Origin of the sequence: Vreelandella sedimenti (assembly GCF_013416325.1) — a bacterium.
Taxonomy (GTDB): Bacteria; Pseudomonadota; Gammaproteobacteria; order Pseudomonadales; family Halomonadaceae; genus Vreelandella; species Vreelandella sedimenti.
In genome coordinates, this window is sequence record NZ_JACCGK010000013.1 from 126,746 (window position 1) to 139,822 (window position 13,077).

The 13,077-nt window shown below is 54.5% G+C and carries 14 protein-coding genes; 9 read left to right on the forward strand and 5 right to left on the reverse strand.

What is annotated here, in order from left to right; all coding sequences use genetic code 11:
- Entirely contained in the window at positions 1-600 is a 600-nt protein-coding gene (locus tag HZU72_RS15665; protein ID WP_180093750.1) for a histidine phosphatase family protein, read from the reverse strand.
- A 173-nt stretch (positions 601-773) separates the two neighbouring features.
- Here HZU72_RS15665 and phnD point away from each other — a divergent pair, with 173 nt between their 5' ends.
- The 6 genes from phnD to HZU72_RS15695 all read left to right on the forward strand — a co-directional run bounded on the left by phnD (position 774) and on the right by HZU72_RS15695 (position 6,729).
- Entirely contained in the window at positions 774-1,766 is a 993-nt protein-coding gene (gene phnD / locus HZU72_RS15670) for a phosphate/phosphite/phosphonate ABC transporter substrate-binding protein (RefSeq protein ID WP_180093752.1), read from the forward strand.
- A 56-nt stretch (positions 1,767-1,822) separates the two neighbouring features.
- Positions 1,823-2,620 (forward strand): phosphonate ABC transporter ATP-binding protein, encoded by a 798-nt coding sequence (gene phnC / locus HZU72_RS15675; RefSeq protein ID WP_180093754.1) that lies wholly within the window; start codon positions 1,823-1,825, stop codon positions 2,618-2,620.
- Positions 2,607-3,419 carry a phosphonate ABC transporter, permease protein PhnE gene (gene phnE, locus HZU72_RS15680; protein ID WP_180093756.1) on the forward strand — a complete coding sequence of 271 codons (813 nt, stop codon included), beginning with the start codon at positions 2,607-2,609 and terminating at the stop codon, positions 3,417-3,419. The genes phnC and phnE (HZU72_RS15680) overlap by 14 nt, the downstream gene beginning before the upstream one ends.
- On the forward strand, positions 3,413-4,222 hold the full coding sequence (gene phnE / locus HZU72_RS15685) for a phosphonate ABC transporter, permease protein PhnE (protein WP_180093758.1): 810 nt from the start codon (positions 3,413-3,415) through the stop codon (positions 4,220-4,222). The genes phnE (HZU72_RS15680) and phnE (HZU72_RS15685) overlap by 7 nt, the downstream gene beginning before the upstream one ends.
- Positions 4,223-4,313: 91 nt before the next feature.
- Positions 4,314-4,742: a host attachment protein gene (locus HZU72_RS15690; RefSeq protein ID WP_180093760.1), complete on the forward strand. Its 429-nt coding sequence runs from the start codon at positions 4,314-4,316 to the stop codon at positions 4,740-4,742.
- Positions 4,743-4,869: 127 nt separating this feature from the next.
- Complete coding sequence (locus tag HZU72_RS15695) at positions 4,870-6,729, forward strand: methyl-accepting chemotaxis protein (RefSeq protein WP_180093762.1); 1,860 nt, start codon at positions 4,870-4,872, stop codon at positions 6,727-6,729.
- Between the two features lie 4 nt (positions 6,730-6,733).
- Here the strand turns inward: HZU72_RS15695 and HZU72_RS15700 are convergent, their stop codons facing one another.
- On the reverse strand, positions 6,734-7,660 hold the full coding sequence (locus tag HZU72_RS15700) for a LysR family transcriptional regulator (protein ID WP_009286188.1): 927 nt from the start codon (positions 7,658-7,660) through the stop codon (positions 6,734-6,736).
- A gap of 180 nt (positions 7,661-7,840) precedes the next feature.
- On the opposite strand from HZU72_RS15700, the gene HZU72_RS15705 reads away from it, so the two are divergent.
- A complete protein-coding gene (locus HZU72_RS15705; RefSeq protein ID WP_133731876.1) occupies positions 7,841-8,617 on the forward strand; it encodes a ferredoxin--NADP reductase in 777 nt (258 codons plus the stop codon).
- Positions 8,618-8,777: 160 nt separating this feature from the next.
- On the opposite strand, the gene glnK is transcribed toward HZU72_RS15705, so the two are convergent.
- From glnK to HZU72_RS15720, 3 genes are all read right to left on the reverse strand, one after another.
- Entirely contained in the window at positions 8,778-9,116 is a 339-nt protein-coding gene (gene glnK, locus HZU72_RS15710) for a P-II family nitrogen regulator (protein ID WP_007112362.1), read from the reverse strand.
- A 170-nt stretch (positions 9,117-9,286) separates the two neighbouring features.
- A complete protein-coding gene (locus tag HZU72_RS15715) occupies positions 9,287-10,534 on the reverse strand; it encodes an ammonium transporter AmtB (RefSeq protein WP_180093764.1) in 1,248 nt (415 codons plus the stop codon).
- 45 nt (positions 10,535-10,579) lie between these two features.
- Entirely contained in the window at positions 10,580-10,918 is a 339-nt protein-coding gene (locus HZU72_RS15720) for a P-II family nitrogen regulator (protein WP_007112359.1), read from the reverse strand.
- Positions 10,919-11,262: 344 nt separating this feature from the next.
- Here HZU72_RS15720 and HZU72_RS15725 point away from each other — a divergent pair, with 344 nt between their 5' ends.
- Together HZU72_RS15725 and HZU72_RS15730 are read left to right on the forward strand one after the other, a co-directional pair.
- Positions 11,263-11,604 carry an accessory factor UbiK family protein gene (locus HZU72_RS15725; protein WP_180093766.1) on the forward strand — a complete coding sequence of 114 codons (342 nt, stop codon included), beginning with the start codon at positions 11,263-11,265 and terminating at the stop codon, positions 11,602-11,604.
- A 355-nt stretch (positions 11,605-11,959) separates the two neighbouring features.
- Positions 11,960-12,958 (forward strand): helix-turn-helix domain-containing protein, encoded by a 999-nt coding sequence (locus tag HZU72_RS15730; RefSeq protein ID WP_235976139.1) that lies wholly within the window; start codon positions 11,960-11,962, stop codon positions 12,956-12,958.
- Positions 12,959-13,077: the final 119 nt, after the last annotated feature.

Here is a 13,077-nt window from a genome sequence, read left to right on the forward strand (position 1 = left end):
TTACACGCCATGCCCATAAAGAGTAATGCTAGCGGGTGCTAACGGGGTTTGCTCACGGTGGGACGTCAGCGGCTTCCCGGCCAGGGCAGTCAGCAGGATTTGCAGTGGATCACCGTGACTGACGAACAGAATGATTTCCCCGCTTACCTGTTGTTCCCAATCACCGATCACCGCCTGCATACGGCTCGCCACCCGGCTCAACGCTTCTACTCCTTGGTGCTGGTGTTCAGCATCCTCGGCATCGAACGCCCATATACTGGGATAGTGCTCGTCACTCAGTCCCTCTAGTTCGCCAAAATTTCGTTCCCGCAAGCGCGTATCCACGCTGGGTACTAACCCGAATCTGGCCGCCACATGAGCAGCGGTTTGAGTGGTACGCAAAAAGTCTGAATGCACCACGCGGGTCGGCACAGGCCACTGCCAGTCGGCAACAAGCTGGGCAAGTTGTTGCTCACCATGCTCGGAGAGGCCAAAGTGTTCCACCCCCCGCCCCGGCGAGCTGACAATTACCCTCTGTTGATTAGCCTGACTATGGCCGTGGCGCATGAATAAATAGCGGTTGCGCCAATGGTCGGAGAGCGGCTGTAAAGTATTTGACATAAGTTTGTCACAAACCCTAGATTGAAGGTGTCTGCTTTCGAAAATAACCATCCTTGACGCGGAATGTCCACTTACGAAACAGTTCCCGCTTTCAATAGTGGCAAAACGCAGCCAAGGAAATACAGCCTGCCCCATAGCAAGAACACAACAATAACGCACAAACGAGGCTCACCATGACAACTTCGCTCTTCCGCCAGCGCCCGCTTGCGATGCTTATCGCTGCATCTCTACTACCGCTCACCCTGCTCTCTACCCATGCCTTCGCAGAGTGCGAACGTGGCGACCTGGATACCATCTATTGTGATGACGATGGCGATATGGTCGCGGATCGCCCTGCCGATGAGTCGCAGTGGGTTAATCCGGACACGCTGATTTTTGCTTATACGCCCGTCGAAGACCCGGCTATCTATTCGGATATCTGGCAGCCGTTTATCGATCACTTGGCCGAGGTTACCGAACGGGATGTGCGTTTCTTCGCTGTACAGTCAAACGCTGCCCAAGTTGAAGCCATGCGCAGCGGTCGGCTGCATATCGCTGGTTTCTCCACAGGCCCTACGCCGTTTGCGGTGAATTTGGCCGGTGCCGTGCCGTTTGCCTTGATGGGTTCTGATGACGGCCAATTCGGTTACACCCTGCAGTTATTTACTCATGTCGACTCTGATATCCATGAGGTCGAGGATCTCAAAGGCAAACGCGTTGCCCATACCTCCCCCACCTCAAACTCGGGCAATTTAGCCCCTCGTGCACTGCTGCCGGAACTCGGTATTACCCCCGATGAAGATTACGAAGTGGTCTACTCGGGTAGCCACGACCAATCCATGCTGGGCGTGGTGGCCAAGGATTACGATGCGGCCCCCGTGGCCTCAGAAGTCGTCGAGCGGATGGCAGCACGCGGTCTTTATGATGAAGAGGACGTGCGTCTGATCTACGAATCCGACCGTTTCCCGACTACCTCCTATAACTACGCGCACAACTTGCATCCCGACCTGGTCGAGAAAATAGAGGAAGCCTTTTTTAGCTTTGATTTTGTCGGCACCGAACTTGGTGAAGAGTTTGAGGGCGTCGAGAAATTCATACCCATCAACTACCAAGACAACTGGCAGGTCATTCGCACCATCCAAGCGGCCAATAACGTGAGCTATACGCCAGAAAACTTGGAAGAGTAAACGTAGCGCACCGCCACCGGCGGTGCGGTTATTGTCTCGACGATGGAAGCTGACACATGCTGGAAATTACCAATCTGGTCAAACGTTATGGCCACGATGAAGCCGTGCTGAAAGGGCTTGACCTCAAGGTAGAGGGAAACAGCGTTGTTTCTATCGTAGGCGCCTCGGGTGCAGGGAAAAGCACCATGCTGAGATGCATCAATCGCCTGGTCGAGCCAACCTCAGGTTCGATCAAACTCAACGGCAATGAGCTGGTGAACCTGAAAGGTGCCGAGCTGCGCCGTGCTCGCCGCAAGATCGGCATGGTGTTCCAGGGTTTTAACCTACTGGATCGCTTGACCGTGATGGAGAACGTGTTGGCCGGGCGGTTGGGTTACGTCAATCTCTATCAAGCGATCTCGCGACGCTACCCACAAGCAGATATTGAGCGTGCGTTTGTATTGATGGAGCGGGTGGGAATCGCTCACTACGCCAACAAGCGCGCTGATGAGCTATCCGGTGGCGAGCGCCAGCGGGTAGGCGTCGTGCGAGCCCTGATGCAGGAACCTGAAGTGCTGTTGGCGGACGAACCGACTGCCTCGCTCGACCCACGCACCTCCGAGCAAATCATGATACTGCTGCAAAGCCTGGCCAGCGAGCTGTCGCTGCCGGTGCTGATCAATATCCACAATGTCGCACAGGCCAAAACCTATACCGAGCGCATCGTGGGCCTGCGCCACGGCAAGATGATATTTGATGGCTTACCCGCCGACTTCAATAAAGACGCGTTAGACGCCATTTACGGCGGCATTGAAGCGCCGGACGACGCGATCACCGATACGCCAGCGGAGGAGCACACTCATGACTCCGCGTGACGCCCATTCCACCGCGCCCCACACCTGGAAAAAGCCGCCGTTTATTGCTAACCCCGTGCTGCGCTATGGGCTGATCATCGTCACGGTCATCTACTTGGTCTGGGCCTTCGGCTCGCTGCCATTCAACTGGGCGCGTATCTCTGAAGGGCTGCCCCGCGCAGCGCGTATTTTTAGCGGCGGCTTCCCCCCCAACTTAGAGCGCTACGAGCTACTGATTACCGGTTTTAAAGAGAGCTTCCAAATCGCCATTTTGGCGACTTTGATGGGGGTTTTGCTCTCTATTCCGTTTGCCGTGATGGCAGCGCGCAATATCGCTCCAATGCCTATCTATGTGATTGGCCGGTCGGTGATTATCGTATCGCGCAGCTTTCATCCGGTAATCGTTGCCATCCTGTTTGTCGCCGCCGTTGGATTTGGCCCACTCGCAGGTATTCTAACCCTGACGCTCTACTCCATCGGCTTTGTGGGCAAGTTACTCGCCGAAGAGATCGAAGAGATTGATTGGGGCCAAGTAGAGGCGATGAAAGCCGCCGGCGCTGGCTATGTGGCCATTCTGTTTTATGCGGTCTTTCCGCAAATTCTGCCACGCCAGGTAGGGCTATCCATGTACCAATTGGATAGTAACTTGCGCGCATCAGCGGTGGTAGGAATCGTTGGGGCAGGCGGCATTGGCGGCACCTTGATGAATGCCTTTGGGCGTTACGACTACGATTTCGCCTTTGCGATTCTGCTCATTATCATCGCGGTCATTTTGCTCAGTGAAGGTGTCAGCGGCTGGGTAAGGAAAAAAATATGGTAGATCACGCACAGCAGCTTGCCGATCGTATTTGGCAACGCTATGACCGCAAACAGCGCCTTATTCGTTACGCCGTTCTGCTAGCTACCTTGATGTTAGTGGTTTGGGCGGTGCGCGATATTGATATTTTCTGGCCGTGGGTGTGGGATGCGCCAAACCAAATCTCCGGGCTTGCCGCACGCATGTGGCCACCCAGTGCGGCGGGGCTCAATGGCATTATCGGAGCACTGATCGAGACCGTGCATATCGCTACGCTGGCTACCTTTCTGACGATTTTCCTGGCGCTTCCGGTGGCATACATCGCCGCCCAGAACACTACTCCCAACCGCGCCTGCTTGTGGCTTGGTCGCTTCATTCTGGTCTCAAGCCGTTCGGTGAACACCATTATCTGGGCGCTGCTGTTCGTGGCCATTTTTGGCCCTGGAGTATTAGCGGGCATACTCGCCATCATGTTTCGCTCGATTGGCTTTATCGGCAAGCTGATGGGCGAAGCGATAGAGGAGATTGACCGGCGCCCCGTAGAGGCCATGGAAGCCGCCGGGGCCTCCAAGGCCAAAGTGGTGGCCTATGCAATCGTGCCCCAGGTCATGCCCGCGTTTTTTGCCATCGTCATACTCCGCTGGGATATCAATATCCGCGAATCGACGGTACTTGGGCTGGTGGGCGCCGGGGGTATCGGGGTTATTCTGCAAGGCGCAATTGACACCTTTGCCTGGCCTACCGTGGCGACCATTTTGATTGCCATTATTGTGCTGGTGCTGATTGGTGAAGCCGTCACCAGCTTGCTGCGTAGCAAGGCGCTGTAACCACGTTGCTTAAGCTGAGGCAAGCGTTTGACCTAACGCCAAACGATTGCCATGGTTAGATGACCATCAACGACATGGAGTATGCACAGCGATGACAACCTATATCGTGGTAGCCGACGCCGCTCGCGCACGTATTTTTACCCGAGATGCCTTAACGTTGGCAGAGCAAGAAAGCATGGTTCACGCTGAAGGACGTCTACACGAAGGTGACTTGGTCACCGACGGTCGAGGCGATGTGCATGAGTCGATGTCCACTACCTCTCGCTCGGCTGGCGAAGAGGGAACGGCTACTAAGCACGAAAACGAGCTGTTTGCGAAAGAGGTCGCTCAACGACTTTACAGCGCTCGAGTAGGCAACAGTATGGAGAAGCTCATTATGGTGGCGCCGCCTAAATTTTTGGGACTTTTACGCGATAAACTCGATGCCCCTACCCAAAAGCTGGTGATTCATTCCCTATCAAAAGATCTAAGTAAAGCGTCACTGGCCGATATCCAACAAGCAGTTAGTGATTTACGCTAGTAATATCCGAAACTTAACTATTATTCAACACTAAAGAAAGGGTCGTTCTCGCCGATAGCTTAGAAGACATTACAAGCGGTACCTCCCCCCCCGAGTACTGACATGCACTTCTACGTCGAGAGCGACCATGCTATCTACCCTCCGAGCACGCATCCTATTGGCTGCATTAGTGGCGATTACCCTCGCTCTAGTGGTTAACGGCATTGCCAGTTACACCACCGTAAAACACCATAATAGCCAGCAAATAACGCGCAATCTTAGCGCCGTGGTTAACGGCAATACGCAAGCTATTAACGAGTGGTTTAGCGCACGCTATACCATGCTTTCCAGCATGGATGATGCAGTCAATAGCGATGACCCGCTTGCCGCACTGCGCCAACTGGCTGGCTCAGGCAGCTTTATGACGGCCTACATTGCTTACCCTTCCACACCAGACGCTATTTTTTCCGATGGTTGGCAACCGCCCAGCGATTACGACCCTCGCCAGCGGCCCTGGTTTCAAGGCGCAGCCGAAGCGCAAGAGACCATTATTACGGCGCCTTACACGGATGCCCAAACGGGTGGGTTAATCGTTACCTTTGCACGCCCTTTCTATCGTAATGGACAGCTGGCCGCAGTCATTGGTGCGGATATTACCATCGAGGATGTGATCGAGATTGTGACTGGCATTGCTCCGACGCCGTCCAGTTTCGGCTTTTTAACCACTGAAGACGGCACCCTGATCGCGCATCCTGACGCTGACATGACGCTCGAACCTTCCACACGTTTGAGCGATGAACTGACCAACACCCGGCTTAGCGAAATCGCCCAAGCCGATGAACCCCAATCACTTTCACTGCAAAACAGCGATACGTTGCTAATGGGCAATAACGTGGGCGGTAGCAGTGGCTGGCAGTTGATTGTTGCACTAGACGAACACGAGGCGACGGCAGGTCTGCGTGGCATCGCCACTACATCGATAGTCACGCTGCTGATTGTGGCCGCAATCACGGCGGTAGTCTTTGGCTTACTGCTTTCACTGCTGCTGCGCCGCTTGTTGGTTGCACGTAACGCGATGGATGACATCGCCTCAGGAGAGGGTGACCTAACACAGCGTTTGCCTGAAGAGGGCAATGACGAGATCACACAAATTGCCAAGGCTTTCAACCGTTTCGTAGGCAAAATGGAAGCCGTATTAATCGATGTGCGCACCAGCAGTGAATCGGTTCACCACGCGGCCAATGAGATCGCCATGGGAGGCCAGGACTTATCCCGTCGCACCGATAATGCTGCCGCTAGCCTGCAGCAGACCTCTGCATCGATCGAGGAAATCACCAGTACGGTTCAACACACGGCGGCATCCGCAAAAGAAGCCAACAAGCTCTCCCAAACCGCCTCAAAGGTAGCCAACGAAGGGGGGAAGGTTGTAGCAAATGTGGTGACCACCATGGAAGACATTACCCACGCTTCGAATAAGATCGGTGAGATTGTCACCTTGATGAACAGCATTTCATTCCAGACCAACCTGCTGGCGCTTAACGCCTCAGTGGAAGCCGCTCGGGCTGGCGAGCATGGCCGCGGTTTTGCCGTGGTGGCCGATGAAGTACGCAAGCTGGCTGGGCGTAGCAGTGATGCCGCCAACGATATTCAAAAGCTGATTGAGGACTCTCAAACTAAGGTTAACAATGGCACCACTTTAGTGCGTAATGCGGGATCTACCATGCAAGACATCGTCGCGCATATTACCCGCGTTACCGATGTTTTGGAGGAGATCAATGCGGCCACCAGCGAGCAAAGCGATGGCATCAATCAGGTCAACATTGCCGTCGCAGAACTGGATCGCATGACTCAGGAAAACGCGGCCATGGTGGAAGAGTCCACGACTGCCGCCGAGCAGCTAAAAGAACAGGCCGATCATCTGGCAGGCACTATCAGCAGTTTTAAGCTTTCCCAGCGCCCACCTGCGCCCCTAACATCAAACTCACCCAAGGCGTTGACATCATTTTGAGAGATTAAGGAATCGGCGGCAGCGCAATATCGTCGCTGCGCTTGGCCCCGGCGGTCATTTCACGGCATAGGCGCAGGAACTCGCGCACACCGGTGGTGAGGTATTTGTGCCGGTGCCAAATAAACGTAAACTGACGCTTTAAGTCCAACTCCGGCGTAGGCAGCGGCACCAAGCTGCCGCGCCGGAAGGCATCACGCAGCGCCAGGCGCGAGACACAGCCAATCCCCAGTCCTGACTCCACGGCACGCTTAATACCTTCCGTATGCTCTAGCTCTAGCAGAGTGTTAAACCGGCTGCGGCGGTGACGGGCGGCGTGCTCCAGAGTCATGCGGGTGCCAGAGCCCTCTTCGCGCATAATCCAGTCCTCACGCAGCAGCTGTTCAAGTTCAAGGTGCTCGCGGCCTGCCAGTGGGTGTCGCGGCGAGCAAAACACGCACAGCTCATCTTCCACCCAGGGTTGGCTGATGATCATGTCATCGTCGCACTGCCCCTCGATCAAGCCTAAATCCAGCGAGTGCTGGCGCACGCCTTCGATAATATGGCGCGTATTGCGCACCGCCAAGCGCACCCGGCTACCAGGGTGGCGCTGCATAAAATCGCTAATCAGCAGCGTGGCCAGGTAGTTGCCAATGGTCAGCGTAGCCCCTACATCTAGCGACCCAACCCCTTTCTGACCACGTAGAAGCTCTTCAATCTCTTCGCCGCGATCCAGCAGCGCCACCGCTTTGGGCAACAGCTGAAAACCCAGTGCGTTGAGTTTTAAGCGTTTTCCGATCCGATCCAGCAGTTGGCAATCGAACTGCCGCTCAAGCTCCGCCAGCGCCGTGCTGGTTGCCGACTGAGACATGGCCAGCGCCCGCGCAGCATGGGAGACGCTCTCATGCTGAGCAACCGCCACAAAGACTTCCAACTGCCGCAGGGTGTAGTGCATAGAGTCTGACCTTTATTTGATCTATATCTATTTTTCAGATAACCGTTATCAATATAATTCGCTTAACAGATATACCACCCTTTGCTTAGACTTGCTGGCAACATATTTAATCATTTTTATTCTTTTTAAGAATATAACCGATGCGGACTAGCGCCAGCATCGACTAATGGAGAAAACGGCATGAGTAAGTTTGCTCTGGAAGAAGTGCTTAGCGTCCATCACTGGAACGATACCCTGTTCAGCTTCCGCACCACCCGCGAGCGCAGCCTGCGCTTCAAAACCGGTCAGTTTGTGATGATTGGTTTGGAAGTGAATGGCAAGCCGCTGATGCGCGCTTACTCCATTGCCAGCCCCAACTACGAAGACCACCTTGAGTTCTTCAGCATTAAAGTACCCGACGGCCCACTCACTTCACGCCTTCAGCACCTGAAAGTAGGCGATCAGATTATGGTCAGCCGCAAGCCCACCGGCACGCTGGTGTGCGATGACCTACTGCCGGGCCGCAACCTCTACATGCTCTCCACCGGCACCGGCTTGGCGCCGTTTATGAGCCTGATCCAGGATCCTGAAGTGTACGAGCGCTTTGAGAAGGTAGTGCTGGTTCACGGTGTGCGGGAAGTTTCTGAATTGGCCTACGCCGACTTTATCACCAAAGAGCTGCCAGCCCATGAATACCTGGGCGAAGACATCGCTGAAAAGCTGGTCTACTACCCCACCGTTACTCGGGAAGAGTTCCACACCATGGGACGCCTGACCGACCATATCCGTTCGGGCAAGCTGTTTGAAGATACCGGCCTGCCGCCCATCGACCCACGCCAGGATCGCGCGATGATTTGCGGCAGCCCCGCCATGCTGGACGATACCAGCGCACTGCTAGACGAGCTGGGCCTGAATATTTCGCCGCGCATGGGCGAGCCAGGCGACTACGTCATTGAGCGTGCGTTTGTCGAGAAGTGAGTGGTGAGTGGTGAGTGGTGAGTGGTGAGTGGTGAGTGGTGAGTGGAAAAATTTTAGCCGCTATTGTGATGCATCATTAATACAAAGCCCCTGCTGGAGATGATCCACAGGGGCTTTGTGCGACTTACGCCTCACAATTCACAATTCACAATTCACAAACTTAAACCGCGTCTTTGCCCGTTTCGCCAGTACGGATACGAATCACCTGCTCCAGCGGCATCACAAAGATTTTGCCGTCGCCAATTTTACCCGTGTTCGCCACCTGGGTGATGGCATCAATCACCTGCTCGGCCATGTCGTCGTCCACGGCGACTTCGAGCTTCACCTTGGGCAGGAAGTCCACCACATACTCAGCACCACGATACAGCTCGGTATGCCCTTTCTGGCGCCCAAAGCCCTTCACTTCCGTTACCGTAATACCCTGTACGCCGATATCAGAAAGCGACTCGCGCACATCGTCGAGCTTGAACGGCTTGATAATCGCTGTAATCAATTTCATTACCATATCCTCTAACTGGGTGGCCGTGATGGGGTCGGGTTGAACAGCTGCGAATGTTGCAGCCGTTAACCGCTAACTACCAGCATACACCGCTATCGGCAGAGAATAAAAAAGCCTCCCACTAAGGGGAGGCCAGAAGGAGCACGCCAGCTCACTAGGTCAGCATTAAATTATTTCTTAATGCCAAATTCTGGGTAGGCTTCGAGACCGCACTCAGCGATATCCACGCCTTCATACTCATCTTCTTCGCTAACCCGGATGCCCATGATGGCTTTCAGGATGAGCCATACCACCAGGCTGGCCAGGAATACCCAAGCGAAGATACCTACGATACCGATGATCTGGGCACCGAATGATGCGCCGTCATTGTTCAGCGGCACTGCCAGCACGCCCCAGATACCGACAACACCGTGAACCGAGATCGCACCGACCGGATCATCCAGCTTCACTTTATCGAGGGTGACGATGGCTGCGACCACGATGATGCCGCCAATCGCGCCGATAATGGTAGCGCTCAGTGCGGTCGGAGAGAGCGGATCAGCGGTGATTGCCACCAGGCCAGCCAGCGCACCGTTCAAGGCCATGGTCAGATCCGCTTTGCGGAACCACAGTTTGGCCAGGATCAGTGCAGCAATAACACCACCCGCCGCTGCTGCATTAGTGTTTACAAACACCTGTGCCACGTTGTTAGCAGAATCGACGGCCGCAAGTTTGAGCTCAGAACCGCCATTGAAGCCGAACCAGCCCATCCACAGGATGAAGGTACCCAGCGTTGCCAGCGGCATGTTGGCACCGGGAATAGCGTGGATAGAACCGTCTTTGCCGTATTTGCCTTTACGTGGGCCGAGCACGATCACACCCGCTAGCGCAGCCGCCGCACCGGCAAGGTGCACAATGCCTGAACCCGCATAGTCAGAGTAGCCCACTTCAGACAACCAGCCGCCACCCCAAGTCCAGTAGCCAGACACCGGATAGATAAACGCGGTCATTACCACAGCAAAGGCCAGGAAGGCCCACAGCTTCATACGCTCAGCGACGGCACCCGACACAATCGACATGGCGGTTGCCACGAACACGACTTGGAAGAAGAAGTCAGAACGCATGGAGTAGTAGGGCGCGTCATCACCGCCAGCGGTAACTGCATCCACACTGTTTTCAGCGCCAATCAAGAAGCCCAGATTGGGTAAGAAGCCGCCAGCGCTGCTGGAGTACATGATGTAGTAGCCCACCAGCAGGTACATGGTGCAGGCAATGGCAAACAGCGCGATATTCTTGGTCAGGATCTCAGCGGTGTTTTTGGAGCGTACTAAGCCCGCTTCTAACATGGAGAAGCCTGCCGCCATCCACATGACGAGCACACCGCAAATTAGAAAGTAGAACGTATCGAGCGCGTAGCTCAGATCAGTCAACTCATTCATTGTATGTTCCCCGTTGAACTATAGAAATGATCCGAAAAAACAGCGTTAAACGGCGTCTGCACCGCGTTCGCCTGTCCGAATCCGAATAACGTCTTCAAGCGGTGTCACAAACACCTTGCCGTCACCGATCTTGCCGCTGTTAGCCGCGCTACAGATCGCATCCAATACGCTCTCTAACCGGGCATCGTCTACGGCCACTTCCACTTTCACCTTGGGTAGAAAGTCGACGACATACTCCGCGCCACGATACAACTCGGTATGCCCTTTCTGACGGCCAAAGCCTTTAACTTCAGTGACCGTAATGCCCTGAACGCCGTTGTCGGCCAATGCCTCACGAACGTCGTCGAGCTTAAATGGCTTGATGATAGCGGTGATGAGTTTCATCCCGGATCTCCCCTGCTGGATAAGTCCTGCTAGATTGGTAGCGGCACAGCCGCCAGAATAAGCACCTGAACCGATAATGCGCATACTGTGCCAGCTGACTTTTTTTTATTAAAAATCAGATAATTATCTAGAGTCACAAATGCACTTCAGCGCTAAATCTGAGCAAATCCATTCTCATACCACCACTATTGCACCAAAAAAGGGCGTAAGCAAAAGTAGCCTGCTCTATTTCGATGCACACCCTGGGTTAAGCAGTAAAAGCACGCGATACATGCGAATTCGCCAACTGTTGCGTATCCTTACCGGTAAGCAATATTTAAAGCAGGTTTATCTAGGAGAGAACAATGGCGCCTCAAGACCGTATTAGCCGCTTGGCCCAGCAGATTGGTGACCGTTTACAAAACGCCTCCCAAGCGCCGGAAGATATTCAAAAGGGCGTGCAGCAAGTCGTGCGTGGCGCCTTCGACCGCCTGGAGCTTGTCTCACGGGAAGATTTCGACATTTTAATGGATGTACTGCAGCGCACCCGTTCACGGGTAGAGGCGTTAGAGCGTCAAGTCGCTAACCTTGAAGCAGCCGTTGAAGCCTCCACGGAGCCCACTGACACGCCAATGGAAGCAGAAGCACCCCCGACGCCCACTCCAGAGCCGACGAGTCACCCAGATGAAGATGACAAACCCGCCTAACCGGTAGGACTGATATCGGCAATAGCCTGCCTTCATCTATTGCCGGTACCTCAAGGTGCAGCGGTGCTGCCTCTTAATGACTTCTCGCGTATGGTTACTAGTGACGTCATCCAATCGGTAAACACGAATCAATATCATTGACTTTTTTTCTGCCAGTGTTACCTTCCTCGTATCACAGCCCTCTTCAAGCTCACTGCTATCTTGTGAACGGCTGCCCCAAAAAGCCACTTCGACAAAGATAGCGTGTAAGCACCAATACAGGGCAATCCTGCGTTGACTCAGCCACGCGATGGTAGTTGCCAGCACAGAACCTTTCTTACTGACTAATCACCTTGAGCACCGATGCGCCAATTTGATGCACATCCATAAAAGCGCTAATCCCATGACCTCCATCGCCGCTCATCCAATTTCAGGCCCAACGCCGCAACTCCTTACCTCCCAAACGTTGCAGCAGTTGGGGCTGCGCTTCGGCATCGATTACCAAATCGATGGCGCTTGTGCTGGGTTGGCGCCCGTCGCTCAAGGCAGTGTTCACGATGTCAGCCTTCCCAATTCACTCCACCTAACACTCTCCGATTTACAGGTAGAGCGCACCTACTGGTCAGCCTCGCGTCGATCAGTGCCCTGGTTTATTTGTGTGGTGTTGGAGGGCCATATTAATGCCACCGTGGGTAGCCAGTGCTTTGCATTAACAGCAGGTGATGGGCTTTGCGCACACTTTAATCCCCAACACTCGCTCACCGTATGCCAGCCCGCGCAGCCGCGTCTGCGTACAGTAAACCTCGCGGTGCTCGCCACACATCCCCATGGGCTCCCCTTGCCACCCGCTAAGCCGCTGCTGCATCACTGGCGGCTGCCTGAATCGCTCATTAATGCCCTGCGCGACACTATTGATCAACCTCCCAATGCCTGCCGACAGCTGCTGGTATGGCAAGGGTTAGCGCTACAGCTACTCGGTCACGGCTTGCCATCAGGCCCACAGCCACCGCAGAAAGCACACGCCGAACCTCAGCGCCCGGAAACTCGCTTAACCCCGCGTGACCGCCAGTGTCTTGAACAGTTGCATCAGCGCATCGCCGAACAGCCAATGCTTACCTATTATTTGCACGACTTGGCTCGCGATGCCGCTATGAGTCCCAGCAGTCTACGCCAGAAATTTCGCGCCTGTTACGGCTACTCTGTGTTTGATCATCTTCGCCAGTGCCGCTTGGCGCAGGCGTATCGTGATTTGCAGCGCGGCTACAGCGTGCAGCAAACCGCTCACGCCTGTGGCTACCGCCACGCCACCAATTTTGCCACCGCCTTTAAGCGCGCTTTTGGCATTGCGCCCCATGAAGTACACCATCGCCATTAAAAGCCGCAGGGTTGTTTTTGGAGCGGTAAGTTCCTCTGCTGGACGTTTTTTGGCAGCACGCATACTCCCTTTGTCATTGCGCATACCTTTCAGCAGCCATTAAGCGCAATAATTCTCAT

Bases quoted from the DNA above. Each gene is read 5' to 3' on its own strand.
- HZU72_RS15715 (WP_180093764.1), bottom strand. From the start codon at position 10,534: ATGAATGAGTTGACTGATCTGAGCTACGCGCTCGATACGTTCTACTTT.
- HZU72_RS15690 (WP_180093760.1), top strand. From the start codon at position 4,314: ATGACAACCTATATCGTGGTAGCCGACGCCGCTCGCGCACGTATTTTT.
- HZU72_RS15700 (WP_009286188.1), bottom strand. From the start codon at position 7,660: ATGCACTACACCCTGCGGCAGTTGGAAGTCTTTGTGGCGGTTGCTCAG.
- HZU72_RS15725 (WP_180093766.1), top strand. From the start codon at position 11,263: ATGGCGCCTCAAGACCGTATTAGCCGCTTGGCCCAGCAGATTGGTGAC.
- phnC (WP_180093754.1), top strand. From the start codon at position 1,823: ATGCTGGAAATTACCAATCTGGTCAAACGTTATGGCCACGATGAAGCC.
- phnD (WP_180093752.1), top strand. From the start codon at position 774: ATGACAACTTCGCTCTTCCGCCAGCGCCCGCTTGCGATGCTTATCGCT.
- phnE (WP_180093756.1), top strand. From the start codon at position 2,607: ATGACTCCGCGTGACGCCCATTCCACCGCGCCCCACACCTGGAAAAAG.
- phnE (WP_180093758.1), top strand. From the start codon at position 3,413: ATGGTAGATCACGCACAGCAGCTTGCCGATCGTATTTGGCAACGCTAT.
- HZU72_RS15720 (WP_007112359.1), bottom strand. From the start codon at position 10,918: ATGAAACTCATCACCGCTATCATCAAGCCATTTAAGCTCGACGACGTT.
- HZU72_RS15705 (WP_133731876.1), top strand. From the start codon at position 7,841: ATGAGTAAGTTTGCTCTGGAAGAAGTGCTTAGCGTCCATCACTGGAAC.
- HZU72_RS15695 (WP_180093762.1), top strand. From the start codon at position 4,870: ATGCTATCTACCCTCCGAGCACGCATCCTATTGGCTGCATTAGTGGCG.
- HZU72_RS15665 (WP_180093750.1), bottom strand. From the start codon at position 600: ATGTCAAATACTTTACAGCCGCTCTCCGACCATTGGCGCAACCGCTAT.
- glnK (WP_007112362.1), bottom strand. From the start codon at position 9,116: ATGAAATTGATTACAGCGATTATCAAGCCGTTCAAGCTCGACGATGTG.
- HZU72_RS15730 (WP_235976139.1), top strand. From the start codon at position 11,960: ATGCACATCCATAAAAGCGCTAATCCCATGACCTCCATCGCCGCTCAT.